The organism is Micromonospora sp. NPDC006431, assembly GCF_042870725.1.
Taxonomy (GTDB): Bacteria; Actinomycetota; Actinomycetes; order Mycobacteriales; family Micromonosporaceae; genus Micromonospora.
Genome location: NZ_JBIAHQ010000006.1, coordinates 199,635 through 224,629, shown reverse-complemented (window position 1 = coordinate 224,629; position 24,995 = coordinate 199,635). Strand labels below are relative to the sequence as shown.

The 24,995-nt window shown below is 73.1% G+C and carries 24 protein-coding genes and 2 pseudogenes; 6 read left to right on the top strand and 20 right to left on the bottom strand.

Features of this window, described 5'->3' with window-relative positions; all coding sequences use genetic code 11:
* Positions 1–2 precede the first annotated feature (2 nt).
* From ACFYM6_RS14260 to ACFYM6_RS14215, 10 genes and pseudogenes are all read right to left on the bottom strand, one after another.
* Complete coding sequence (locus tag ACFYM6_RS14260) at positions 3–773, bottom strand: GvpL/GvpF family gas vesicle protein (RefSeq protein ID WP_387275402.1); 771 nt, start codon at positions 771–773, stop codon at positions 3–5.
* A gap of 202 nt (positions 774–975) precedes the next feature.
* Positions 976–1,158, bottom strand: a pseudogene (gvpJ, locus tag ACFYM6_RS14255) (gas vesicle protein GvpJ); the annotation flags it as partial.
* Positions 1,159–1,196: 38 nt separating this feature from the next.
* Positions 1,197–2,342, bottom strand: coding sequence for an SRPBCC family protein (locus tag ACFYM6_RS14250; protein ID WP_387275400.1), 1,146 nt, complete (start codon positions 2,340–2,342; stop codon positions 1,197–1,199).
* A gap of 2 nt (positions 2,343–2,344) precedes the next feature.
* Complete coding sequence (locus ACFYM6_RS14245; protein ID WP_387275399.1) at positions 2,345–2,788, bottom strand: hypothetical protein; 444 nt, start codon at positions 2,786–2,788, stop codon at positions 2,345–2,347.
* Positions 2,789–3,080: 292 nt separating this feature from the next.
* Positions 3,081–3,590, bottom strand: coding sequence for a GNAT family N-acetyltransferase (locus ACFYM6_RS14240; protein WP_387275397.1), 510 nt, complete (start codon positions 3,588–3,590; stop codon positions 3,081–3,083).
* A gap of 150 nt (positions 3,591–3,740) precedes the next feature.
* Positions 3,741–4,643 (bottom strand): hypothetical protein, encoded by a 903-nt coding sequence (locus ACFYM6_RS14235; RefSeq protein WP_387275395.1) that lies wholly within the window; start codon positions 4,641–4,643, stop codon positions 3,741–3,743.
* Between the two features lie 193 nt (positions 4,644–4,836).
* Entirely contained in the window at positions 4,837–5,274 is a 438-nt protein-coding gene (locus ACFYM6_RS14230) for a DUF3263 domain-containing protein (protein ID WP_387275393.1), read from the bottom strand.
* 131 nt (positions 5,275–5,405) lie between these two features.
* On the bottom strand, positions 5,406–6,419 hold the full coding sequence (locus ACFYM6_RS14225) for an ABC transporter permease subunit (protein ID WP_387275391.1): 1,014 nt from the start codon (positions 6,417–6,419) through the stop codon (positions 5,406–5,408).
* The gene (locus ACFYM6_RS14220; RefSeq protein WP_387275389.1) at positions 6,416–7,426 is read right to left on the bottom strand and encodes an ABC transporter ATP-binding protein; all 1,011 of its coding nucleotides are present in this window, start codon (positions 7,424–7,426) and stop codon (positions 6,416–6,418) included. The genes ACFYM6_RS14225 and ACFYM6_RS14220 overlap by 4 nt, the downstream gene beginning before the upstream one ends.
* Positions 7,427–7,545: 119 nt before the next feature.
* A complete protein-coding gene (locus tag ACFYM6_RS14215; protein ID WP_073837845.1) occupies positions 7,546–8,331 on the bottom strand; it encodes a DeoR/GlpR family DNA-binding transcription regulator in 786 nt (261 codons plus the stop codon).
* Between the two features lie 199 nt (positions 8,332–8,530).
* Here ACFYM6_RS14215 and ACFYM6_RS14210 point away from each other — a divergent pair, with 199 nt between their 5' ends.
* From ACFYM6_RS14210 to nagA, 3 genes are read left to right on the top strand one after another with little or no spacing between them, the layout of a single operon-like run.
* A complete protein-coding gene (locus ACFYM6_RS14210) occupies positions 8,531–9,460 on the top strand; it encodes an SIS domain-containing protein (protein WP_387275387.1) in 930 nt (309 codons plus the stop codon).
* A complete protein-coding gene (locus ACFYM6_RS14205; protein WP_387275385.1) occupies positions 9,457–10,377 on the top strand; it encodes an ROK family protein in 921 nt (306 codons plus the stop codon). The genes ACFYM6_RS14210 and ACFYM6_RS14205 overlap by 4 nt, the downstream gene beginning before the upstream one ends.
* 19 nt (positions 10,378–10,396) lie before the next feature.
* Positions 10,397–11,506 (top strand): N-acetylglucosamine-6-phosphate deacetylase, encoded by a 1,110-nt coding sequence (gene nagA / locus ACFYM6_RS14200; RefSeq protein WP_387275383.1) that lies wholly within the window; start codon positions 10,397–10,399, stop codon positions 11,504–11,506.
* A gap of 32 nt (positions 11,507–11,538) precedes the next feature.
* Here nagA and ACFYM6_RS14195 read toward each other — a convergent pair whose 3' ends face one another.
* On the bottom strand, positions 11,539–12,750 hold the full coding sequence (locus ACFYM6_RS14195; RefSeq protein ID WP_387275381.1) for a DUF4032 domain-containing protein: 1,212 nt from the start codon (positions 12,748–12,750) through the stop codon (positions 11,539–11,541).
* A gap of 143 nt (positions 12,751–12,893) precedes the next feature.
* On the opposite strand from ACFYM6_RS14195, the gene ACFYM6_RS14190 reads away from it, so the two are divergent.
* Positions 12,894–13,631 carry a phosphatase PAP2 family protein gene (locus ACFYM6_RS14190; RefSeq protein ID WP_387275579.1) on the top strand — a complete coding sequence of 246 codons (738 nt, stop codon included), beginning with the start codon at positions 12,894–12,896 and terminating at the stop codon, positions 13,629–13,631.
* Positions 13,632–13,635: 4 nt separating this feature from the next.
* On the opposite strand, the gene ACFYM6_RS14185 is transcribed toward ACFYM6_RS14190, so the two are convergent.
* Positions 13,636–15,414, bottom strand: a complete 1,779-nt coding sequence (locus ACFYM6_RS14185; RefSeq protein WP_387275379.1) for an NAD-binding protein — start codon at positions 15,412–15,414, stop codon at positions 13,636–13,638.
* Between the two features lie 450 nt (positions 15,415–15,864).
* On the opposite strand from ACFYM6_RS14185, the gene ACFYM6_RS14180 reads away from it, so the two are divergent.
* The gene (locus tag ACFYM6_RS14180; protein ID WP_387275377.1) at positions 15,865–16,308 is read left to right on the top strand and encodes an HNH endonuclease; all 444 of its coding nucleotides are present in this window, start codon (positions 15,865–15,867) and stop codon (positions 16,306–16,308) included.
* Positions 16,309–16,390: 82 nt separating this feature from the next.
* Here ACFYM6_RS14180 and ACFYM6_RS14175 read toward each other — a convergent pair whose 3' ends face one another.
* The 4 genes from ACFYM6_RS14175 to ACFYM6_RS14160 all read right to left on the bottom strand — a co-directional run bounded on the left by ACFYM6_RS14175 (position 16,391) and on the right by ACFYM6_RS14160 (position 21,610).
* A complete protein-coding gene (locus ACFYM6_RS14175) occupies positions 16,391–17,587 on the bottom strand; it encodes a hypothetical protein (protein WP_387275375.1) in 1,197 nt (398 codons plus the stop codon).
* Entirely contained in the window at positions 17,580–18,092 is a 513-nt protein-coding gene (locus ACFYM6_RS14170) for a SigE family RNA polymerase sigma factor (protein ID WP_387275373.1), read from the bottom strand. The genes ACFYM6_RS14175 and ACFYM6_RS14170 overlap by 8 nt, the downstream gene beginning before the upstream one ends.
* Before the next feature lie 264 nt (positions 18,093–18,356).
* Positions 18,357–19,124, bottom strand: coding sequence for an enoyl-CoA hydratase/isomerase family protein (locus ACFYM6_RS14165; RefSeq protein ID WP_387275371.1), 768 nt, complete (start codon positions 19,122–19,124; stop codon positions 18,357–18,359).
* 98 nt (positions 19,125–19,222) lie between these two features.
* Complete coding sequence (locus ACFYM6_RS14160) at positions 19,223–21,610, bottom strand: M4 family metallopeptidase (protein ID WP_387275369.1); 2,388 nt, start codon at positions 21,608–21,610, stop codon at positions 19,223–19,225.
* A gap of 171 nt (positions 21,611–21,781) precedes the next feature.
* On the opposite strand from ACFYM6_RS14160, the gene ACFYM6_RS14155 reads away from it, so the two are divergent.
* Entirely contained in the window at positions 21,782–22,324 is a 543-nt protein-coding gene (locus ACFYM6_RS14155; RefSeq protein WP_387275367.1) for a hypothetical protein, read from the top strand.
* A gap of 103 nt (positions 22,325–22,427) precedes the next feature.
* Here the strand turns inward: ACFYM6_RS14155 and ACFYM6_RS14150 are convergent, their stop codons facing one another.
* From ACFYM6_RS14150 to ACFYM6_RS14135, 4 genes and pseudogenes are all read right to left on the bottom strand, one after another.
* The gene (locus ACFYM6_RS14150) at positions 22,428–23,090 is read right to left on the bottom strand and encodes a DUF998 domain-containing protein (RefSeq protein ID WP_387275365.1); all 663 of its coding nucleotides are present in this window, start codon (positions 23,088–23,090) and stop codon (positions 22,428–22,430) included.
* A gap of 13 nt (positions 23,091–23,103) precedes the next feature.
* Positions 23,104–23,523, bottom strand: coding sequence for a VOC family protein (locus ACFYM6_RS14145; RefSeq protein ID WP_073837834.1), 420 nt, complete (start codon positions 23,521–23,523; stop codon positions 23,104–23,106).
* Positions 23,524–23,584: 61 nt separating this feature from the next.
* Positions 23,585–23,953, bottom strand: a complete 369-nt coding sequence (locus ACFYM6_RS14140) for a helix-turn-helix domain-containing protein (protein ID WP_387275577.1) — start codon at positions 23,951–23,953, stop codon at positions 23,585–23,587.
* A gap of 439 nt (positions 23,954–24,392) precedes the next feature.
* Positions 24,393–24,872 (bottom strand): annotated as a pseudogene (locus tag ACFYM6_RS14135) (sigma-70 family RNA polymerase sigma factor); the annotation flags it as partial.
* Positions 24,873–24,995: the final 123 nt, after the last annotated feature.

Below are 24,995 nucleotides of genomic sequence, written 5' to 3'. Positions count from 1 at the left end.
GCTCACTCCACCAACTGGTGCGCGCTGACGAAGTCGTACGGCGCGAGGGGGCCGAGCAGCCGCATCCGGATCAGCTCCCGCCGCCGGTCGGCGAAGCCCTCCACCGCCCCGATGAACGCGTCCTCGTCGTCCGCCGCGACCAGGAAGGCGACGTTCACCGCGTCCAGCTCGTGGCTGGGCGGGCGGGCGGCGTTCGCCGTCGCGTACCGATCCACCGCGTCGATCAGGTCGCGGTTCTCCGCCTCCCGCCGCAGCTCGACGGCCTGGGCGATCATCTCGCCGAGCCGGATCCGCTCCTCCCGGCACTCCACCTCGGGCCGGCCGCGCACCTGGTCGGCGAGCGCGGCGGCGGGCGGGTTCTGCGCCAGCAGTCCGCTGAGGAACTCCTCCTCGTCGAAGCGCCCCTGCACGGTGTACTGGACGTGGTCCGCCAGCTCCGCCAGCGCGCCGGCGAACCGGTCGTGGTGCGCGTCCAGCAGGTCGTCGACCGCGTCCTCGCCGGTGACCACCGTGCCGAACCGGACCGGCAGCACCGGTGCGATCGCCGCGGTCGAGTCCAGCAGCCGCTGGTACGCGGTCAGGTCGGCCGGCCGGCCGATCGGCTCCTCCAGCCCGACCTCGCTGACCAGCAGGGCGAGGTCACCCTGCCGAATCGCGGTCACCTCGGCCGGTGGGGAACCGACCCCCTCCGCATCAGGGGTCGGCTCCACGTCGGACGGCACGATGCCGTAGAGGAACAGTCCGGTCCCGCCGGTCTTCCGCTCGTCGGTCATGTCAACGCTCCTCGTCCCGGCGCCGGCGCGGTCGCTCGCGGTCGGAGTCGCCGTCACCCAGCGAATCAACCACCGCGCCGCTGATCTCCTTTGCCGCCTTGCTCAGGCCGGACACCGCCTTGCCCTTGGTCGCCGCCCCGGCCGCGTCCCCCACCATGTCGGGCAGGCCCTTCGCGCCCTTGGGGGTGATGCTCAGCCGGTCCACCGCCTCGGCGAAGCGCAGGTACGTCTCCACGCTGGCGATCACGATCCGGGCGTTGATCTCCACCAGCTGGATGCCGACGATGGCGACCGACACCTGGGCGTCGATCACCACACCCTTGTCCAGCACCGTCTCCACGACGTCGGCGAGGGTGCCTCCACCGGCACCGCTGCTGCGCTCCAGGGCGCTACCTGGCTGACTTCCGGTTGCCGTCGCCACCGTCATTCCTCACGCTCCTCTCGCCGGCGGCGTACCACCGGCCGTCGGGGGGATTCGGGGGTACGCCGGGCCGGTCGGGACCGCTGCGGCTCGGGGCGCGGCTCCCGCTCCCCGCGGGGCTGCGGGCGGCGGGCCCGCTCGGGCTGCCGGCGCCGCGACTGCTCCGCCGGCTCCTCGGCGTACTCGTCCTCGTCGTAGTCGTCGCCCTCGTCGTAGGCGTCGTACTCCTCCTGCTCGGGGGGAACCCGACGCTGCGGGGTACGACCGCGACCGCGCTCGGCGGGCCGCTGTTCCGCGCGTTCCTCCTCGCGGCCCACCTGGGCCTGCTGCTCCTCGCGGAGGGCGGTCTCGTGGTCCTTGACGACCCGGGAGTCCTCGATCTCACCGCGCCAGCCCTCGACCGCGTCGGGGTCGAGCACGGTCCGGGTCATCACGTGCCGGACGAAGTGCTTCAGCTCCAGCCGCACCCGACGGCCCTGAGCGCGCCAGAGGTTGCCGGTGCGCTCGAAGAGGCCCTGCGGGTGGTACTCCAGAACGACCAGGATCCGGGTGAGTTCGGGGCCGACCTCGTGGAAGCTGACCGTCCCGTCGACGTAGCCCTTCTCGCCCTTGGACCGCCAGTGGATGAGCCGGTCGGGGATCTGCCGGAGGATGGTCGACTCCCAGGTCCGGTGCGACCAGAAGACCTGCGCCTTCCAGGTCATCTTCTCGTCCGACTCGCAGTCGGCCCGCGCCACCTTCTTCATGAAGCTCGGGAAGTCGCCGAAGGTCGTCCACTGGTTGTACGCCACCCGGACCGGCACGCCGACCTCGATCGTCTCCACGATGTTGGTGACCTTGACCTTTTTGCCGCCCTTGCCGCCGCCACCGCCGACCGCCGACATCAACTTCTCCTTACCGCCGGCCAGGCCGGCGTGGAACATGGCCTTCATCGGCGAGTGGCCCTCGGCGAGCTTCTGCACCCCGGTGGCGGCGGCGATCAGGCCGGGGCCGCCGCCCTGCCGGGCGTAGTCGCTGAGTCGGCCGGTGGCGGCGGTGATCCGCTCGGTGACCACCTGCACGGCCCGCTCGCCGATCGCCGCGGCGAGGTCGCGCAGGTCTTCACCGAGCTGGTCACGTGCCTTGTCGGCAACGTTGCTGGTCGCCATGCTCACCGCCTCCGCCGCCGGGCGCCGGTCTCGGCGCGGTCCTCGTCGTCCCACGTCTCGGGCTGCTCGTCGAGTTCCTGCTCCTCGTCCGGGGCCGAGCGCTCGCCGGTCGCCTCCTCGTCCTGCCGGTCGCCGCCGGACCGGCGGCGCAACGCGTCGGCGCTGCCGCGCAGCTTGCCGCTCAGCGCGTCGATGCCGCTGCCGGCGGCGGCGGTCGCCGCGGCCCGGCCGGCCGTGGCGAGCGGGCCGCCCAGCTTGCTGAGGTTGCTCAACTGGGGCGAGGAGTTCACCAGGTCGCTGCCGTACCTCAGCAGGCCACCGGGGTCCTTGCTGGCCCGCCCGACGGCCACCGCGGCGGCCAGGGCGAGGGCGGTACGCAGCTTCCGGCGGCGGCCGAGGAGGTAGCCGAAACCCACCGCCAGCGCTACCCGTGCTCCGCTCTTCATACGTTCTCCTTCGCTCCCCGGCGGACGCGGACACCGTTTGTATGGAGCAGGCCGGAAAACAGCTACCGGGGACCAGCGGAATTGGGCCTGCGACCGGGTGTCCCGTATCAGCGGACCCGGCGGGCAGTACCCGGGACCCCCATCCGCAAAACGTCTCCACGCAATTCCCGAAACGTGCGTCACCGGTTAACCGGACAGCTGGGCAGAGCCGGGCGCTGGTCGGGCAAACCGGACATACGGACCGCTGTGAACAGGGAGAAGGTAATATCGCGCAGAACGGAGAGGAAAAGGCTCAGCTGGCGGGAAGTGCGGAATCGAGGCACATTTCCGCGTACAACTTACCGTCCTTCTCGCGCAATTCCGCGCCACATTTCTTCAGCACGGATACGGCGCCGTGATTGTCCGGGGTCGTCTCCGCGACCACGGTACGCATGCCGGCCGCCGCGGCGGCGTTCAGCAATTCCCGCAGGGCTGCCGCGCCGAGGCCCTGGCCCCGGGCCGAGCGCCCCAGCCACATCCCGGTCTCCACCGTGCCGGGGTCGTCACGGCGGGTCATCCGCACCATGCCGACCACCTCGCCGCCGGCCACGATCGCGAACATCAGGGTGCGGGTGGGGCCGTCCAGGCCGCCGAAGCTGGCCCGGTGGAACTCCCGGAACGCCTCCCGACGGGCCAGCGACCAGCCGGCCGGGGCCTCCACCGGGGGCATGACGTCCTCCGGTTCCGCCTCGGCGGCTGCTACGGAGAGCAACGGCTCCAGGTTTCCCTCGTTCACCGGCTCCAGTCGTACGGCACGCGTCACGAGCCGCAGTCTGCCGGTCGTACCGGCCCAAGTCCACCCCTTTGACCCCGGACTGGCGGTCCGGCGGAGGGTACCGGCCGGTCGTACCCCCTCGGTGTTCCGCATCACGCTCCGTTGTCGGCCGACCGGACCTTCTTCAGTCCGCCGGCTTCAGTCCGCCGCGCCGAACTCGCAGAACACCACCGAGGCGTCATCGGTCCGCTTGTGCCGGCGCAGCCGGTCCGGATGGTCCCGCTCGGCCGCCCGTACCCGGCCGATCAACCCCGCCGGCCCCTCCGCGGCGGTCACGTCGAGCAGGCCGGCCCAGTCGAAGAGGCCGAACTGCTCGACCGCGCAGGATGCGCCGTCGCTGAGCAGGGCCGCGCGCCGCACCGCCCCCGGCCCGCGCAGCGGCAGCGTCCCGGTCACCGCGTGGTACGCCGCGTCCGGATTGGCGGCCGCGGCCCAGTAGCCGTGGGTCCGATTCATCCGAGCCCGCTGCACGGTCACCGACCGGCGGAACCGGGTCACCGGGTCGGCCTCCCCGTCGGGCAGCGCGGCGGCGGTGCCGCGCAGATCCGCCAGCGCCGCGTCCAGCCGCTCGTCGGAGACCACGCTGACCTCGCCGCCGGCGTCCAGCACCAGCGGGCTGTCGCAGAGCACCAGGTAGTCCACCTCGTCGCCGCCCTCCCGGAGCAGACAGACCGTGGACGACGGGGTGCCCGGGTGGTCGAGGTCGCACTCCCCGCCGTGGTCCGCCCGGACCGCCAGGATCGCCGCCGCGAGGCTGCTCATCAGCGTGGCCGCCGGCCGGGCCGCGATGGCCAGGCCGATCCGGGCGGCCAGGTGGCGGACGTACCAGGCGGGACCGTGCACGCAGCCGGTGTCGAAGCCCTCCGGCACGGTGGCCCCGTCGAGGACCCCGACCAGCGGCCCGAGCTGGAAGACGACGTCCTCGTTCTCCGTCCGGCCCGGGGCCGGATCGGAGGCGGACCGGACCCGCATCATCGGCGCCGTCCCGACCGGCCGCGCCGGCCGGCTCCCCGTCAGGTACCGGTGATCTGGTGCCCCCATCCGTCAGCTCCCTCCGTACGCCCCAGCTCCGCGCCGCTGGCGTCCCGTCGCCTCCCCGGCCTACCCGGAGCGGCGGATGCCATGCGGGCGCTGACCGGGACGGCATCCCGCAACGCATCCGATATGCCCCAGGCACCCCACCACGGGCCGCTGCCAGCCGGCAAGCGGCGGCCCGCAAGGAGAAGTGGGCCGGTCAACGCCGCCGGTTGCGGGTCCGGGAAGAGCGCAACCGGCGCAGCCGGCCGATCAGCACCGGCTCGGCGGCCAGCGCGGCCGGGTGGTCGAGCAGCGCGTTGAGCAACTGGTAGTACCGGGTGGCGGAGAGCCCGAAGGTGTCCCGGATGGCCTGCTCCTTGGCACCGGCATGCTTCCACCACTGCTGCTCGAAGGTGAGGATCCGCCGCTCCCGCTCGGTCAGGCCGGCCGCGACGTCGGCCGGCTGGTTGTCGGCGGCCTCGGCGGGCGGGGCGGCGGCGGCCGACGGCGGGACGGCGGGCGGGGCCGGATCGGCCTCGACGGCCGGGGCGGAGCGGGGCGGGGGGACGGTGACGCCGGCCTCCCGGCGGGCGACGTCGGCGGGCCCGGACGGCTCGGGCCGGTCGGTGGCGGCCGCGGAGGCGTCGGCGGGCATGGCGCTCCTCGGGAGGCGGGCGGCCGGCACGGCGACCGCCGGCCGGGGGGACCCCAGCGTAACCAGGGCCCGCCCCGGCCGCATCGGACGCGGGGTCCGCGCCGGCCGGCGCCGCGGACACCGGCCGGCGGTCAGGAGATGTCCCGCCGGCGCATCATCCAGAACGCGCCGACCAGCAGCACCGCGAAGCCCAGGCCGAACACCAGGGCCGAGTCCTGCCAGGTGATCAGCAGTTCAGCGGGTTTGCACTCACCCTTGGTGAACTCGCACGCGTCGTAGTCGAGCAGCTGCACCTGTTTCATGAACCACGCCTGCGCGTACGTGGAGAGGACGAACCGGTCGCCGAACGCAACCCCGAGGACGCCGACCGCGATGCGGATGGCGACCTCGCTGATCGCGAAGACCGCCACGGCGGCGCCGAGCGCCATCGCGGTGTGCCGGCCGAGCGAGGCCAGCGCGAAGGCGACCGCGCCGACCGCCAGGACGAGCCCGACCGCCCGCAGACCGTCGAGCCCGATCGAGCGCCAGACCCCGGCGGTCACCTTGGCGGTGGTCCCCTTGTAGGTGCCGATCAGCCAGAAGGCCAGCGTCCAGAACGCGCCGAGCACGACGCTCACCCCGAGCACCGTGGTGAGCAGCGCGGCCAGCTTGGTGCCCAGCACGGCGAGCCGTTTCGGCCGCCAGAGCAGCAGGTTCATCATCCCGCCGGTGCTCCACTCGGCCCCGACGAAGGAGGCGCCGACAATGAACGCGAAGAGCGCCACCGCGCCGGCGAACACGGCGATGAACATGGGGAACTCGGCCCGGAAGTCGAACTGGTAGGGCAGGTTCCACTTCGGGTCGAACATCTCCGGCTGCGGCTGCCACTGACGGCCGCAGTCCGGGCCGTAGCGATCCTCGGTCTGCTCGCCACGTGCGGCAGCGGCGTCGCACTCGGTGACGGACCGCTCCCAGTCCTTGACCGCCTGCCGGTAGTCGGCGTCCGCCTTGGCCTGCGCTTCGGCAACGACGGCCGGGGAAAGCTGGTGGCTGGAGAAGCTGAAGGCGGTGGCCACCCCGGCCAGCCCGAGCAGCAGCAGGACCAGCAGCAGCCGGGTGAGCCGGCGCTTGGAAAGCCGGCGCAGTTCCGTGAAATAGAGGCTCATGCGCCCCAACCTCCTCCGGCGCCGGCTGAGCCCGGCTCACCGACCTTCGTGGACTGGTCGACCTGCCGGTGCTGGCCGGGAACCGGCGCGGTGGCGGTCAGTTCGAGGAAGACGCTCTCCAGGTCGACCGCGACCGGCGTCAGCTCGCTGACGTACAGGCCCTGCTCGGCGAGGAGGCGGCTGACCGTGGCCGGCTTGTCGACGCCGGTGAGCAGCAGGTGGTCCGGTTCCGTGGCGCCCACCCGGATGCCGGCCCGGGTGAGCGTGTCGGCGGCCTGCGGCAGGTCGGTGACCGCCTCCAGCCGGACCCGTACGGTGCCCTGCGAGTGGGCGGCGAGCACCTGCTCGACCGGCCCGAACGCGACCCGCCGACCCAGCGAGATGATGGTGACCGAGTCGCAGATGAGCTGGATCTCGCCGAGGATGTGGCTGGAGAGCACCACGGTCATCCCCGCGGCGGCCAGGTCCCGCATCAGGCTGCGCATCTCCCGGATGCCGCCCGGGTCGAGGCCGTTGGCGGGCTCGTCCAGGATCAGCAGCTTCGGGTTCTTGAGCAGCGCCGAGGCGACCGCCAGCCGCTGCTTCATGCCCAGTGAGTAGGTCTTGACCCGCTCGCCGGCCCGGTCCCGCAGCCCGACGAGCTCCAGAACCTCGTCGACCCGTTGCCGCGGCAGCTCGCCCGCCTGGGCGAGCAGGCCGAGGGTGTCCCGGGCCGAGAAGTGCGGGAAGAACTGCGGACTCTCCACGATGGCCCCGACCTGACCGGCCACGGCTGGCAGCGCCCGCGGCAGCTCGTGGCCGAGGATGGCCATCCGGCCGTCGTTGGGCCGGATGAGGCCGAGCAGCGTACGCAGGGTGGTGGTCTTGCCCGAACCGTTCGGGCCCAGGAAGCCGTGCACCTGCCCGGCCTCGACCCTCATGTCGAAGCCGTCGAGCGCGTGTCGCACCCCGCGTTTGCGGCTCCGGTACGTCTTGCGGAGACCCTCGATCTCCAGGACAGCCGACAAGCTGACCTCCCCCGATGTATAGGTGACAGCGCACACCATACTTGGTATGCAGCCGGCTGCAATACCGGGTATGCAGCGACTCGCTCAACCGAGTTGTCGAGAGGGGCTTTCCCGGCCGGTCAGGCGCAGATGACCTGCACCCCGGCGTCCCGGAACGCCTGCACCACGGCGGGAGCCGCGCCGGAGTCGGTGACCAGCGTCTCCACCCGGTCCACCGGGCAGATCCGGGCGAAGGCGTGACCGCCCAGCTTGGACGAGTCGGCGATCACCACCACCCGCTTGGCCCGGGCCACCATCAGGCTGTTCATCGCCGCCTCACCCTCGTGATGGGCGGCGGCGCCGAGCTGCGGGTCGATCGCGTCCACGCCTAGCAGCGCGACGTCCAGGGTCACCTCGCGCAGCAGCGCCCCGCCCAGCGGGCCGACCAGCTCGAACGACTTCGGCCGGACCACGCCGCCCGCCACCACCACCTTCATCCGGGAGCGGACCAGCAGCTCGTTGGCGATGTTCAGGGCGTTGGTGACCACGGTGAGCTGGGCACCCTCGGCGCTGGTGTTGAGATCCGGCCGGACGGCAAGGGCCCGGGCCACCTCGGTGCTGGTGGTGCCGCCGTTCAGGCCGACCACGGTGCCCGGGGACACCAGCGCGGCGGCGGCCGCCCCGATCCGCTGCTTCTCGGCCGAGTGCTTGGCGGTCTTGTAGCGCAGCGGCAGGTCGTACGACACCCCGTTGGCGACCGCCCCGCCCCGGGTACGCGTGATCATCTGCTGCTGGGCGAGCTGGTCGAAGTCACGCCGGATGGTGGCCTGGGAGACGTCCAGGCGCTCGGCCGCCTCCTCGACGCTGACCCGGCCGCTGTCGGTCAGCATCTCGAGCAGGGCGTTCCATCGGGCGTAGCGGTCCACCTCGGGGGCCTCCCCTGACTCTGCACGAACGGTGATTGATTGCGTGCACAGTAGTGCGCAAAACTACCAAGGCGCAAAACCCTGACCTGCGCAATCTGGGAGGCGGTTGCCACAGCCACCCCGGTTCGCGCAGAATGACGCGCGAAAGGCGGCCATAACGCGCCGTATTGCGCAAGGTCTCCCTTGGCGAGGAGTTGTCATGGCGTACGTGCACGCGGAGATCGCGAGCCAGCCCGACTGCTGGCGGGAGGCGGCGCGGCTCGTCCCGGCGGTCGCCGACCGCCTGCCGCGCCCCGGCGAGCGGGTCGCCGTCGTCGGTTGCGGCACGTCGTGGTTCATGGGGACGGCGTACGCCGGGCTGCGCGAGCGCGCCGGCCAGGGCGAGACGGACGCCTTCCAGGCCAGCGAGTTCCCCGCCGGCCGCCGCTACGACCGGCTCATCGCCATCACCCGCTCCGGCACCACGACCGAGGTGCTGGACCTGCTCGCCGCGCTGCGCGGCCAGCTTCCCACCACGGTCCTGGTCGGCGACCCGGCCTCCCCGGCGGTCGAGTTGGCCGACGCCGCGGTGACCATGCCCTTCGCCGACGAGCGCTCGGTCGTGCAGACCCGGTTCGCCACCACCGCGCTCGCGCTGCTCCGCGCCCACCTCGGCGAGGACCTGGGCCGACTGGCCGCCGACGCCGAGGTGGCCGTCCGGGCCCCGCTGCCGCTCGACCCGGCCCGGGTCGAGCAGGTCACCTTCCTCGGGCGCGGCTGGACGGTCGGGCTGGCCCAGGAGGCCGCGCTGAAGTGCCGCGAGGCGGCCACCTTCTGGGCCGAGGCGTACCCGGCGATGGACTACCGGCACGGCCCCATCTCCATCGCCGCCCCGGGCCGGCTGGTCTGGGCGTTCGGCGGGATCCCCGACGGGCTGCCCGAAGACGTCGCGGCCACCGGCGCCACCTTCGTGCACAGCCGCACCCACGGCTGCCACACGGTGCTGACCAGCTGGGCGGCCGGGCGTACCCCGGTCGACCCGATGGCCGACCTGATCCTCGCCCAGCGCTTCGCCGTCGCGCTGGCCACCAGCCGCGGCCTCGACCCGGACGCCCCCCGGCACCTGACCCGCTCCGTGGTGCTCGCGTGACGTCAGGCGACGAGGTCGTCGTCGCGCTGGACGTGGGCGGCACCGGGATGAAGTGCGCCCTGGTCCGCCCCGACGGCCAGACCGTGCACGCCGAACGGCACGCCACCGAGGCGGCGCGCGGCCCCGAGGCGGTGATCGGGACGATCCTCGACGTCGCCGAGGGGCTGGCCGGCAAGGCCCGCGCCGCGGGACTGACCCCGGTGGCCTGCGGAATCGCCGTACCGGGGGTGGTCGAGGAGGCCCGCGGGGTCGCGGTCTGGTCGGCGAACGTGGGCTTCCGGGACGTACCGCTGCGGGAGCTGGCGCAGGCCCGGCTCGACCTGCCGACGGCGCTCGGCCACGACGTGCGGGCGGGCGGCCTGGCGGAGGCCCGCCTCGGCGCCGGCCGCGACGGCGGCCACGTGCTCTTCGTCGCGATCGGCACCGGCATCGCCGCCGCCCACGTGGTCGACGGGTCGGCCGCCGTCGGCGCGCACGGCGCCGCCGGGGAGATCGGCCACATCCTGGTACGCCCCGACGGCGCGCGCTGCGGCTGCGGCCGCCCGGGCTGCCTGGAGGCGGTGGCATCGGCCTCGGCCATCGGCCGCCGGTACACCGAGCTGTCCGGTGCCCCGACCACGGCGGCCGAGGTGGCGGACCGGGCGGCGGCCGGTGAACCGCTGGCCGGCCGGGTCTGGCGGGAGGCGGTCGAGGCACTCGCCGACGGGCTCGCCACCGCCCAGGCGCTCTTCGACGTCGAGACGGTCGTGATCGGCGGCGGGTTGGCCCAGGCAGGGCCCCGACTGCTCGACCCGCTGCGCGGGGCGCTACGCGAACGGCTGACCTTCCACCGGGAGCCGCGTCTGGTCGCGGCCGCCCTCGGCGACGAGGCCGGCTGCCTCGGCGCCGCCCTGCTCGCCCTGGACGCCCGACCCTGACTGTGGAGAAGGAGAGCCGATGACCCTGCGCCTGACCGGCAAGGTGGTGACCCCGACCGGCGTGACCCGGCAGGGCTGCGTCGAGATCGTGGGTGACCGGATCCGGGCCGTCGCCGAGTACCCGTCGGTGCGCGACGGGCACTGGATCGTGCCGGGCTTCGTGGACATGCACACCCACGGCGGGGGCGGGCACACCTTCACCACCGGCGACGTCGAGTCGGCCCGCGAGGCGGCCGCGTTCCACCTGCGGCACGGCACCACCACCCTGCTGGCCAGCCTGGTCAGCTCCCCGTTCTCGTTGATGCGGGAGGCGACCACCGCGTACCGGCCGCTGGTCGAGTCCGGCGTGCTGGCCGGCGTCCACTTCGAGGGGCCGTACCTGTCGGCGGACCGCTGCGGCGCGCAGAACCCGGAGTTCCTCCGCGACCCGTCCACCGCCGAGCTGGCGGAGCTGATCGGGCTGGGCGGCGGCGCGGTCCGGATGGTCACCCTGGCCCCGGAGCGGGACGGTGCGCTGGAGGCGATCAAGCTGCTCGCCTCACGCGGCGTGGTGGCCGCGATCGGGCACACGGACGCCACCTGGGAGCAGACCCGGGCCGCCGTGGCAGCCGGCGCGAGCGTCGGGACCCACCTGTTCAACGGGATGCGCCCGGTGCACCACCGGGAACCCGGACCGGTGATCGCCCTGCTCGAGGCGCCGAACGTGGTCTGCGAGCTGGTCGCCGACGGGGTGCACCTGCACGATGGCATGCTCGCCTTCGCCACCTCGGTGGCCGGCGCGGAGCGGGCTGCCCTGATCACCGACGCGATGGCCGCCGCCGGCATGCCCGACGGCGAGTACGAGCTGGGCGGGCAGGCGGTCACCGTGTCCGGCGGGGTGGCCCGGCTGAGCCGGGACGGCGCGATCGCCGGCAGCACCCTGACCATGGACGCCGCCCTGCGGCACGCCGTCGCGGCGGGCATCGCCGTGCCGGACGCCTGCCGGATGGTCGCCACCACCCCGGCCCGGGCGATCGGCCTGGGTGACCAGATCGGTGCGCTCCTGCCCGGGCTGCGGGCCGACCTCGTCCTGCTGGACGACGACTTCAACGTGGTCCGGGTGATGCGCGGCGGCGCCTGGGTGGAGTGACGCTGCGGGCCGCGGCGCGGGGCGAAGCGGCGTCAGCCGGCGGTGGGGACCTCGACGCCGAGCACGGCCTGCTCGTCCGGGCGGTGCACCAGCACGTCCGACAGGTACGACTGCACCGCGTGGCGCATGCCGACGTCCCGGCCGGCCCGCTCGGACAGCAGCCACTTGTGCTCGATGATCTGGGTGAACAGCTCCTGCGGCTCCAGCTTGCTGCGCAGGTGCGCCGGCACCGCCCGAACCACCGGCTCGAACACCTCGGTCAGCCAGCGGTGGGCCGCCTGCTGCTCGTCGGTCAGGTCACTCTCCACCCGGTAGGCGTCCAGATCGTTGAGGAGCTTGCGGGCCTGGTTCTCCTCGGCGTCCAGGCCGGTGAGGCGGAGCAGCCGCCGGGTGTGGTAGCCGACGTCGACCACCTTCGGCCGGACCAGGTACCGCCCGTCGTCGGCGGTGGACATGGTCACCTCGGCGACGTCGAAGCCCAGCTCGTTGAGGCGGCGGATCCGCCCCTCGATGTCGTGCCGGGCGTCCCGCTCGATCTGCTGCTCGTAGGTGATCTCGTGCCACAGCCGCTCGTACCGCTGCACGACCTCCTCGCAGACCACCTCCGGGTCGATCGACTCGTGCAGCAGCCCGGCGGCCTGCAGGTCCAGCGCCTCGCCGAAGATGTTGACCCGGGCGATCTCCAGGTCCTCGCCGCGCTGCCCGTTGGAGAGCGAGCGGTGCAACGCCCCGGTCTCGGCGTCCACCATGTAGGCGGCGAACGCCCCGGCGTCCCGGCGGAACAGGGTGTTGGACAGCGAGCAGTCGCCCCAGAAGAAGCCGGTCAGGTGCATCCGGACCAGCAGCACCGCCAGCGCGTCGAGCAGCCGGTTCATGGTCTCCGGCCGCAGCGTCCGGGAGAAGAGCGCCCGGTACGGCAGGGAGAACTGGAGGTGCCGGGTGATCAGCACCGGGTCCAGCGGCTGGCCGTCGTCGCCCTGCCGGTCCGCCACGATCGCGACCGCCTCGACCGACGGGAAGTCGATCCGCTCCAGGGCCCGGAGCAGGTCGTACTCCCGCTCGGCGACCCGCTCGCCGGTCTCCTTCACCGCGTAGACGTAGTCGCCGAGCCGGACGAAGCGGACGATGTGCCGCGAGATGCCCTGCGGCAGCGCGACCAGGTGCTGGGCAGGCCACTCCTCCAGCGGGGTCGACCAGGGGAGGTCGAGCAGCGCCGGGTCGACGAGGGCCGAGGTGATCCGCACGGCGACAAGTGTGACGCTTCCCCCGGTGCGGCGCTTCCCATCGTGGGCCGGCCCACAGCCGCGCCGCCCGCCCGTGCCGGGGCGGCGTGGGCAGCGGCCGGTAGCGTGGTCGCGTGCGGGAGACCACGGGAGTACGCGAGAAGCTGCGGCTCCGGCCCGTCCGGCCGGTTGGCTGGTGGTGGGACGGACTGCTGCTCGCCGCCCTGGTGGCGCTGACCGTGACACTCGCCACCGGCCACCTCCTCGGGGTGGACCGGGCGGTCGCCGACTGGGCCGCGGACCACCGCCCCACCGCCGCCCGATGGACCGCCATGCTCCTCAACCTGCTGGGTCAGGGCACTCCGCTGACGCTGCTCGCGGCCGGGCTGGGGGTGCTGGTGGCGATCCGGCTCCGCTCGGTCCGCCCGGTGCTGCCACCGGTCGCCGGGTTCGTGCTGACCTACCTGACCATCGGGCCGTTGAAGGTGTGGACCGCGCGGCCGGCGCCCAGCGCCAGCGTCAAGGAGCCGTTCCTGCCGCCGGACCAGACGTTGCCGCTGTTCCAGCACGACCTGCCGGTGCGCTTCGCCCAGTCGTACCCGTCGGGGCACGTGGCCAACGCGATCGTCTGGTACGGCGTGCTCGCCCTGCTCCTGGCGCCGCTGCTGCGCACCTTCGGCCGAACCGTCCCGCCCCGGCTGGTCACCGTGGTCCGGCTGCTGCCGCCGCTCATCGTGCTCTGCACGACCACGTACCTCGGCTGGCACTGGCTGACCGACTCGGTCGCCGGGCTGCTGCTCGGCCTGCTGCTGGACCGGCTGCTGCACCGGGTGCCCTGGGACGGCCTGCCGTTACCCGGGGCGCTGCGGCGGTGGGACCGCCCGTTCATCTCGGCCTCGTAGCCGGTCACTCGTCCGGCTGGCGCGGCACGGGGGTGCCCGGCGGCTCGGGCGGGAGCGGAGTGGTCTCCCGGAGCAGGGCGCTCAGCCCGGCGCGCCGGGCCACCACGGTCAACCGGTCCCCCGCGTTGATCACCATCCGCGGGTCGGCGGACCACTCGGTGCGCTGCCCGGCGCGGGTGTACGCGAGCAGCCGCACCTCGCCGGGGCGGGCCACCGCGGCGAGGGGGCGGCCGTCCAGCGACGAACCCGCCATGACCGGCACGTCGGTGACCAGCAGCGCGTGCCGGTCGACCGGGATGGTGGCGATCACCGCGCGGTCCAGCAGCGCCGCCGCGAACGCGGGCGCGGCCAGGTACGACACGCTGCGGGAGATGCCGATGCCGAACGCCTGCTGGATCCGCTCGGCGAAGTCGCCGTCGAAGAGGCGCAGCACCACCCGCAGATCGGGGTCGAGGCTGCGGGCATTCAGCGCGGCGCGCAGGTTGGCGCCGTCGTCGGTGGAGACCACCACCAGCGCCTGGCAGGTCGCCACCGAGGCGGCCCGCAGCGTCTCCTCCTCGCCGGCGTCCCCGACGATCAGCGGCACCCCGAGCCGGTGCGCGAGCGCCGCGCCCCGGGCGTCCGGGTTGCGGTCGATGGCGACCACCTCGACCCCGAAGTCGTGCAGTTGGGCCATCACCCGGGTGCCGATGTTGCCCAGCCCGACCACCACCACATGGCCCGTACGGTCGGGTTGGATCCGGCCGTTGTGCAGGGCGAGCCGGGCGTTGACGATGCCGTCGACCACGGCGGCCGTGATGAGCGGGATCAGCGCCAGCCCGGCCAGGGTGAGCACCACCTGCATGATCTGGGCGGCGACGCTCTTGTCGAGGTCCGGGTCCTGCCCGCTCAACGAGGTGACCAGGGTGAGGTAGAGGGCGTCGGACCAGTTCACGTGCGCGGCGCCGGAGTTCAGCCAGCCGAGGACGGCGATCATCGCGAGCAGCACCAGCACCGCCACGCCGATCTTGCGGGTGGCGAAGCTGCGGACCGCGCGGAGCAGCACCACGGCGGGTTGCCGGCGCCGCCGGGCCCGGACCAGCCGGCGGGCGGCCAGCTCGGCACCGGCCGGCTGCCCGGTCGCCTCGGCCAGCACCACGTCGGCCGCCGCCTCGTCGGCGGGCAGCACCCGGATCAGCTCGGGGTCGGTGGTGACGGCCAGCCCGGTGAGCACGTCCTGCGGGCGTACGTCGGCGCGGCGGGCCACGTAGAGGGTGCGTCCGGCGTGCCGGAAATGGGTGGGGGCCAGCTCGCCGAGCGCGGCCGCGACGAACGCCGGGGCGGCCATCGAGGCGTCGGAGAGCAGCGCCGAGTCGGGGAAGAGCTGCCGCAGGCCGTTGGCGAGGCTGGTGTTGAACATGCGTACCACCAGGCGGAGCCGGGGCTCGACCTCCCGGGCGCAGAGCGCGGCGTGCATGTTGCCCACGTCGTCCTGATGCAGCAGGGCCAGCCCGTCCGCGCCGGCCAGCCCGGCCCGGCGGAAGGCGGCCTCGTCGAGCCGGTCGGCCAGGACCACCTGGACGCCCTCGATGTCCCGGCCGTCGGGCCCCTCGGAGCGGCGGCGCTCGGGCACGATCAGCGTGACCCGGATCTGCCCGGTGGGCGAGTCGGTGGCGAGCAACGACCGGACCACCCAGTACGCCAGCGGGTCGGAACCGCAGACCACATAGTGCGGACGGACCTCGCCGTTCATCCGGAGCCGCCTGCCGGCGCGGCGTGCGCGGTCGCGCAGGGGGTCGGCCATGCCCGGATCGTAGTCACCCGATCGCGGTGCGCGCAGCCCCATGATCGTGAACGCATGGCGTCCTGCGCAAGGACCCGGCACTACGGCCCCCAGTTCGCCGACGTCCCGCCCGACCTGGAGTACGTCTGGCCCCCGTCGGATCGTGAGCGCCGCTGTCTGATCTGAGGGAGGGCCGGGCCGCTGGCCCGCCAGGGATCGAAATGCGTTGCCCGCCTTTCCGGCCCCGATCTACCGTGAACGCGCAAGGTCAACCACCGCTCCGGGAGCCGTCGATGTCGCTGCCACACCGCACCACCGTGCCGTCGTGGCTGCTCAACGTCGGTTGCCGAGCCGAAGGTCCCCGCCCGGGGTGGCCCGACTGACGCGTGCGCCCGTACGCGCCACAGCCGCCCCGTCGCCAGGACCGGGCGGCTTTTTGCTGCCCGCCACCGATCGTGAAGGGAGAGCCCGGTGGACGCCGTCCTCGTTGTCAACGCCGACCTCGGCCCGCTGCACCGGGTCACCGTCCAGCACGCGATCCGGATGCTCTGCCGTCGGGTCGCCGAGATCCACGAGGCCGAGCCGGACCAGGTGATCGGGATCTTCCCGGTCCCCCGGGTGGTCCGCCTGGTCCGGTACGTGGTCACCCGCTGGCGATTCAGCGCCGGGCCGGCCTGGTCGCGGGGCGGGGTGCTGCGCCGCGACGGCCGGCGCTGCGCGTACTGCGACGCCCCGGCCAGCACGATCGACCACATCCTGCCCCGTTCGCGCGGTGGCCGGAACACCTGGAAGAACACCACCGCCGCCTGCTACGAGTGCAACCAGCGCAAGGGCGACCGGACGCCGGCCGAGGCGGGCATGCCACTGCGGCGCGAGCCGGTGACGCCGACCTGGGCGGCGCTCGCGGGGCGGTGACGACCGGCCGGCGGGCACAGGGGGTCGCGTCGGGGGTACGCCTCCGGCGCGGCGCCCGCCGGTCCCACCGGGCGTCCCTGGCTCAGTCCGGTGTCACCGTCCTCCACCGGAGGCCGTCGTCGGAGACGTACACGCCCTTCGCGTCGTACCAGAGGTAGCGCCCCCCGTCCACGACCCTCGGCGGTGCCAGCGGCTCTGACACCGGCCCATCCAGCGGCGTGTACATCCGGCCGTCGGGGCTGACCAACAGCCCGAAGTCGGTCTCGCGCCCGGCGAAGAGGACGTGCGAGCCGTCCAGGGCGACCAGCGAGGCTCCCTGCAACGTCCAGCCGTCCGGCAGCCGGGGCCTGTCCTCGGCCCGCCAACCCGTTATGCCGCTGCTGCTCCGGTAGACCCGAGGGCTGCCCGACTCGCGGTCAAGAAAGGTCACAAAGACGGTACGACCATCCGTGGTGGCGACATCGAAGACACACTGGTCGGCCACCGGCTCCCGGTTGAAGACGTGAGTCTCCCAGCTCCGCCCGCCGGTGCGGCTCACCGCCACGGCGGGTCGCCGGGTCGCGGGATCGCAGCCGCGCATCCAGTAACCGGCGGACGGCGGCGCGACCACCGGAATGGCGCCCGCCAGCGGCGGCTGCGACATCAGCGGCGCCAGCGACCCGGCCGCCGGATCGGGCACCACGATCTCGCAGCCCTGCGGGACGTACACCAGGCAACCCCAGACCCGGGTGCCCGGCACGGCCGCCTCGCGCGCAGGCCCCGATCCGCCGGCATCCCGCCAGGTCGCACCGCCGTCCACGCTGATTCGACGGATGGTCGGTCCGCTTCCCTTGCCCGGCTCGGTCAACGGCAGGTCCAGCACCAGGAAGGCCGGGCCGAGCACGGTGGGCGTCACCGGCTGGGCGCTTGCGTGCAGCGGAAACTCCGAGCGCTTCTGCCAGGTTCGCCCGCCGTCGTCCGAGCCGACCAGGCGTTGTTCACAGTCCGCGCAGTCGGCCAGCACGGCGTACAGGTGGTCCCGGTCGCCGGCACCGGCCCAGACCACCTCGATCCGCCCGCCGGCCCCGAGGCCGGCCGGGGGCCGCAGGGATGCCAGTGACGGCAGTACGGTGACCGCGGCGAACGCGAGCGCGACGACTGCCACCAGCATTGTGCTGGCCGCCATCGCCCGGGCGCGGGTACGCAGCCGCCCGGCACGCCGGGTGACGGTGCTGAAGTCAGCTTGCCGCGCAATCCAGTCCAGTTCGTCGCGCAGTCCGTGGAAATCCGGCTCAGGCATGGCGCACCTTCCTCTCAGCGACGGGATCCTCGGTCAAATGGCGGACGAGCGCGGCCCGCCCGCGGGAGAGCCGGGCCTTGACGGTGCCCACCGGCACGCCGAGCGCCTCGGCGACCTCCACCACCGGCAGGTCGGCCAGGTAGTGCAGGACCATTGCCTCGCGGGTCGGTCGGGCCAGCCGCCGCAGCGCCGCGACCAGGGCCACCCGGTCGGGGGAGAGGCCGGGCACCTGCGGGGCCGGGTCGATCCGCCCGCTGCGCAGCAGCCGGTCGAACAGCCAACGCCGCCGGTACCGAGTCCGGGCCAGGTTCATCGCCACGGTGCGCAACCAGGTCTCCGGATCGTCCACGGCGAGGAAACGGGCCGGTCGGGCCAGCGCCCGGGCATAGGCCTCGTGCACCACGTCCTGGGCCTCGGGCAGGCTGCCGGTCAGCGCGCACAGCTGCCCCACCAACCGGCGATAGTGCGCCTGGTACGCCTCGTGCACCGCCGTCACGCCGTCCATCCGCTCCCCTTCCGACGGGTTCTCCCAACGGACCAGCGACGCGGCGGGAAGGTTGCATCCGTTCTCAGTCGAGTTGTCGGGCCAGCCGGTGGAGCACGATGTCGGGGGGCACCGCCGTACTCCTCGTCAGGGTCGACGACGCGCCGATTCCCCGGCATGAGCGAGGTGGCGGCGTGAGCCGGGCGTCCGGCATCGTCGTCGCCGAGCTGCCGACCGCCGTGGCCGCCAGCGCGGGCGGTGCGGCCCTGGGCCGTCACACGACCGTCAGGGACGGCCGGGTGGCGCCCAGCCGAAGCGCGGCGGTCGGCGTTCGTTGACCGCCGCCACCCCCTCGCGAGCCTCGCCGCTGGCCCGGACCTGGCCGTGCCACCAGGTGATCCGGGCGTCGTCGGCGCGCCCGTCGATGATCTCCTTGGCCGCCGCGACGGTGAGCTGGGAACGCTCGGCGATGGCCCCGGTGACCGCCGCCACTCGGGCGGCCAGCGCGCCGGCCGGCAGCACCTCGTCGACCAGGCCGATGCGCAGCGCCCGCTCGGCGTCGACCAGCTCGCTGGTGAAGAGCAGGTGCTTGGCGGCGGACGGGCCGACCAGCCGGGCCAGCCGCCGGGTGGTCGGCGCGGGATAGACCAGCCCCAGCCGCGCCGGGGGTACGCCGAACCGGGCGTCCGCCGCGGCGAGCCGCAGGTCGCAGGCGACGGCCAGTTGGCAGCCGCCACCGACGCAGGCCCCTTCGACGGCGGCCACGGTCGGCTTGCCGAAGGCGGCCAGCCGCTCCTCGGCGGCCACCGCGATGCTGCCGTCCCCGGCCTCCAGCAGTTCGTCCAGGTCGCCGAGGTCCGCACCGGCGCAGAAGGTGCCGTCGGCGCCGGTCAGCACCAGCGCGCGCAATGCCGGATCCGCCTCGAGGCCGTCGAGCAGCACGGGGAGCTGCCGCCACATCCCGGGGGTCATCGCGTTGCGGCGGGTCGGGTTCCGGATCACCACGGTTGCCACCGGCCCGGTCACCGTGACGGTCAGCTCCGCGTCCGACATGTCTCCCCCTCCGCCGCCGATTCGGCTGACCATAACGGCGCGGGCCCGGCGACCACCCGCCTGGGGTGGCCGCCGGGCCCGCCGACGGTTCGGTCAGGTCAGGAGACGTTGACCGCGGTGTCGTCGATCACGAAGGACGTCTGCAGCGAGACGTCCTCGGTGCCGAGGAACTTCAGCGTGACGGTCTGGCCGGCGTACGCGGCCAGGGAGAACGACTTCTGGCTGTACCCGGTGGCCTTGTTCAGGTTCGAGTAGGTGGCCAGGGTCGCCAGCACCGTCCCCGACGAGTTGAGCACCTGCACCTTGAGCGTGTCGTATGCGATGCTGGTGGTCGTCTCGGCCGAGTCGATGTGCAGCCAGAAGCTGAAGTTGTACGACGTGCAGCCGGTCGGCAGGGCGACCGCCTGCGCGACGTTCTCACTGCTGCTGTAGCCGTAACCGTTCAGCCAGGCGAACCGGGTGCCACCGTGCGCGGTCTGGCCGGCGAACGAACCGATCGCGGTGGTGTTGCCTGTCCACGGGCTGGTCCCGGTCTCGAAGCCCGGGTTACCCAGCTTCTGCCCGGCACCCGTGCAGCCACCGGTGCCGTTCACGGTCAGCATGTAGGTCGCCGAGTGGTTCACCGAGGTGCCGGCGCCGGTGACGGTGACCGAGTAGGTGCCGGGCGGGGTGCTCGCCGAGGTGCTGATGGTGAGGGTGGACGAGCCGCCCGAGGTCACCGAGGACGGGTTGAACGACGCGCTGGCGCCGGTCGGCAGGCCGGACGCGGAGAACGTCACGGTCTGCGCGGTGCCGCTGGTGGTCGCGGTGGACACCGTGGTGGACGCGGCGCTGCCCGGGTTGACCGAGCCGGCGGTCGGCGAGAGCGTCACCGAGAAGTCGTTACCCGAGGAGCAGGGGGCGTCGTTGCCGGCCACGTTCACCGCGGTCCACGCCGCCTGGACGGCCTTGTACTCCGTGGAGCAGTTGCCGTACAGGTCGGTCGCCGCCCGCAGCGTGTACGCCCGGGCGGTGTTCGCCGGGTTGCTGGTGTTGACGTACGTCGTGTTGGAGGTGAAGTACACGTCGAGCGCGCGGTACCAGATCTTCTCCGCCTTGGCCCGGCCGATGCCGGTCATCGCCGGGGCGGAGCCGCAGAGCGGCGAGGTGCCGTACGCGGTGGAGCCGGTGCCTTCGGCCAGGTTGAAGTAGAAGTGGTTGCCGGGGCCGGACGAGTAGTGCACGTCGACGTTCTTGGTGCTGGTCGACCAGCAGGTGTGCGAGCCGCCGTCGAGGCCGGGGTTGTACATGTAGCGCAGCGGCGTGCCGTTGCCGTTGATGTTGATCTTCTCGCCGATGTCGTAGTCGCCCGGGTCGCTCGGCGCGTTGGCGTAGAACTCGACCATCGTGCCGAAGATGTCGCTGGTGGCCTCGTTGAGACCGCCGGACTCACCGGAGTAGACCAGACCCGCGACCGCCTCGGTGACGCCGTGGCTCATCTCGTGCCCGGCCACGTCGAGCGAGACCAGCGGACGGGCGTTGCTCGACCCGTCGCCGTAGGTCATTTGGGAGCCGTCCCAGAAGGCGTTGACGTAGTTGCTGCCGTAGTGCACCCGGCTCGGCACGCCGGCGCCGTTGCCGAAGATGCCGTTGCGGCCGTGCAGGTTCTTGAAGTAGTCGAACGTCTTCGCCGCGCCGAAGTGGGCGTCGACGGCCGCCGACTGCCGGTTGGAGTTGGCGCCGTTGCCCCAGGTGTTGGTCGAGTTGGTGAATGTCGTGCAGGTCGACGTGCCGTTGTTCATGTCGCAGGTGCGGCCGTTGCCGTGCGACGGGTCGACCATCTGGTAGGTGCTGCCGGAGAGCGTCGTGTCGATGGTGACCGTGCCGGAGTAGATGCTGTTGCCGGTGCCGTTGACCGTCTCGATCTCGTCGTACGAGCCGATCACCTTGCCCGTCGTGGCGTCGGTGATGACGTGCAGCTTGGACGGCGTCTGCTTGTCCGCCTTCCAGCCGGCGGCGACGGTCTCCCAGGCCAGGCGGCCCTTGCCGGAGCTGGCGTCGACGAAGAGTTCCGGGGCGCCCACCGAGGTGAGCGTGCCGGAGAAGGTCTTGCGCGCGCTCGCCGCGGCCGCGGCCGAACCGACCTTGGCCGTGGTGCTCAGGGTGAGCGGCGCGTCCAGGCCGACCGAGGCGCCGGTCATGGTGCCGTTCGGGGCGGTGTGGATGACGAAGTCACCGCCGTAGACGCGCAGGCCGTGGTAGGTCCGGGTGTACTTGGTGTGCGATGCACCGTTCGCGTCCGTCTTCGTCCGGACGGCCTGGTAGGCCTCCCCGCTGGCACCCTGGACGGCACCGGGGTTGGCGCGGAGCAGGCTCTCGGCACGAGCTGCGGCAGAGGACTCGGAGGCGGTGGCACTTGGAGTTGCCGCATACGCCGAGGTGGTGACGCAGGTCAGCACGCCACTGGCAAGCAGCGCGGCACTGACGGCGGCAAGGGGTCTTTTCACGGGCCCTCCTGACAGGAGAAAGTTGTGACGGGGGTAGTCACTGATGTAGATATAGTGATACATCGAAGAAGATGGAAGAGGGCGAGCGCTTTCCTGCCGGCAACATTGGCCGTTCGGATGAGGTGGCCCAGGTTGGCGGAACCGGAGGGCCCCGCCGTGCGTCCGAGCGGCATGAGAACAGCCCCCGTCGCGGCGGTCATCCTCGCCGTGCTTCTCGCCCCGCTCACCGGCTGCGCGCAGACCGGTGGGACCACCGCCACGGAGACCGGCGGGACCACCGCCACCCGGACCGGCGGGCCGACCGCCCCGCAGGCCGGCGCCACTCCGGCCACCCCGTCCGCGACGGCCACCGACGCCGGCTCGCCGGGCCGCCCGGGCGTCGACGTGGTGCTGACCAGGACCGGCGGGATCGTCGGGCTGGAGGACACGCTGACCGTGACGCCCGACGGCCACTGGACCAGGGTCAACCGGGCCGGGGCCGCCCGCACCGGCCAGCTCAGCCCCGCGGAACTCGACCGGCTGCGGCAGCTCACCGCCGACCCGCGCCTGGTCGCCGAGGCCACCGCCACCAGGACGACCATGTGCGCGGACGCCTTCACCTACCGGCTCACCGTGGGCCCGGTGACCACCGGCTACGTGGACTGCCCGCCGGAGGTCACCCCGCCCGCCGCCACCGCCGCCGTGGTCGAGCTGCTCACCGGCCTCCTCGACTGACGCCACGGCCCCGCGGCCTGCCAGGATCGCCCACACGCACGAAAGAGTGGTCATCCCGGCTCGGATGACCACTCTTTCCGTGAATCAGGCGGGGCGTCCTAGCTCAGCCGGCCGCCTCCCGCAGCGCCCGCCGCAGCGTGGCCGACACCCAGCCCCAGCCGGCCACCACCGCCACCGCGAAGACCACCATCGCCACCGGGTGCCCGCCGGCCATCAGCGCCAGCCAGGCCGCCGTGAAGAAGCCTCCGGTCACGCCGCTGTACACCGCCCAGCCGCGCTCACCGCGCCGGGCGAAACGGCGCGCGGCGACCAGGCAGGCCGCGATGAGCGCCGTGAAGGCGACCGCCCCGGCGCCGAAGTGGGCCGCACCGTGCCAGCTCACCTCGCCCGGACCGCGCGGCGTACCGGCCGGGAAGCCGTCCAGCGGATCAGCCACGAAGACCCCGGCCAGCACCAGCCCGACGCCGTACTGGCCGATCAACCAGGGTCCGGTGACCGGACCGAGGCCGGGGTGCGGGATCCGCCGCAGGGCCAGGGCCGCCCCGACGCAGAGCAGGCCGGCCACCACGAAGTTGCTGATCTGCACCCAGCCCAGGTCGCCGGTGCTGAGCACGCTCACCGGGTGTCGGCGTGGGTCGAAGCCCTCCCGGGTCAGCGCCTGGACCAGCGCGACCGCCACCCAGAGCGGACCGGCCAGGACGCCGCCCGCAAGCAGGGCCCGCTCCCCGGTCACCCGGTCCACGGACCGTTCGATCGCCTCGGTCACCGGCCCGCTCCCCTCAGGCCCGCGGGAACATCTGGCCGATGCGGATCTTGTTGCCGAACGGGTCCCGGATGCCGAAGTCGATGCCGTACGGCTGCTCGGTCGGCTCGTCGTAGACGTCCACGCCCTTCGCCACCAGGTCCTCGTACGTCTTGTGGGCGTCGTCCGTGGTCATGAAGAGGTGACCGCCGAGCGCTCCCTTGGTGAGCAGCTCGCGGACCTGCTCGGCGGTGGCCGGGTCGAGGGCCGGCGGCCCGGGCTTCTCCAGCAGGATCTCGCGGTCCGGCTCGCCCGGCAGGTTGACCGTGAGCCAGCGCATGAAGCCGAGGTCCGCGTCGGTGTTGACCTCCATGCCGAGCTTGCCGACATAGAAGTCGAGGGCCTCGTCCTGGTCGAGAACGTAGATCTGGGAGCGGGAAATCGAGTTCATCGTCATGCCGAACACGCTAGGCCAGACCGCCGGTCCCCTGCTTATCCAAAACTGATGGATTGGCTGGTCAGGTGGGGATGCTCGGGCGCATCCACGCCTTGATGAAGCAGTTCGGCACCGCCGCGGGCACCGTCCTCCGCGTCCGGTACGCCGAGGGCGGCTCGCCGACGATGTCCCGGAAGGTACGGCTGAAGGTGCCCAGGCTGCCGAAGCCGACCGCGTGGCAGATCTCGGTGACCGGCTGGTCGGTCCGCACCAGCAGGTACATGGCCCGCTCGACGCGCCGGCGTTGCAGGTAGCGGTGCGGGGTCTCGCCGAAGGTGGCGCGGAAGGTGCGGATGAAGTGCGCCTCGGAGACGTGCGCGATCCGGGCCAGCGCGGGAATGTCCAGCGGCTCGGCGTACGCCCGGTCCATGGCGTCCCGGGCACGCAGCATCGCGCGGTTGGACTCCTCGGTCGCCCGACTCACCGGCCCGCTCCCGCCACCCCGTCGTCGACCACCAGGTCGAGGGCCCGAGCTGGTCGGGTTCGGCCACCACCTCGATCCCGATGATCCGGTCGGTGACGGTGAAGCTGAGCGCCAGCCGGATCCGGCCGTCCACGACCACCACGGCCCCCGGCATCCCGTCGACGAACGCGGGCACCGCGCCCTGGGCGCGGCCGTTGAAGAAGTCGGCCACCGGGGACGAGCCGCGGAGCTCGCCGGTGCCGCCCATCCGCACGGCGGCGGCGTCGCCGCGCAGCACCACGTACGGGTCGAGGAGGCTCACCAGGTCGTCGAAGCGGCCCTCCCGCGATGCGGCGAGGAAGGCCTCGACGACCCGGCGCTTCCGGACCGGATCGGTCTGCGGGTCGGCCGAGCGGGTCTGCACCCGGCGCCGGGCGCGGCTGGCGATCTGCCGTACGGCGATGGAGCTGCGGTCGACCACCGGCGCGATCTCCTCGAAGGAGACGGCGAACATGTCGTGCAGCACGAACACCAACCGCTCGGTCGGGCCGAGGGTGGTCAGCACCACCTCGAGCGCCTGACCGACCGACTCGGAGAGCAGCGCCTCCTGCTCCGGGTCCCGCCCCCCGGGCGCCTCGGTGGCCGGCTCGTCCCCCGCCACGTCCGCCGCCTGTTCGTGCCGGACGCTGCCGGACCGCAGCCGGTCCAGGCAGACCCGCCCGACCGTGGTGGTCAGCCAGCCCGGCAGGTTGTCGATGGTGTCCACGTCGGCGCGGCTGAGCCGCAGCCAGGTGTCCTGCACGGCGTCGTCCGCCTCGGCCGGCGAGCCGAGCATCCGGTGGGCCACGGCGCGCAGCCGCGGACGCTGCTCCTCGAAACGCTGGGCCAGCAGATCGGTGTCGCTCACGCCTCGCCATCCCGACCGGACGCGGCCCTCGGGTGACCGCTGTCACATCTGTCACGCCATCCGCCCCACGCTCGACATCCAGGCGACGGACGACAACGCGCCGGCGGTGAACGCCGGCCAGCC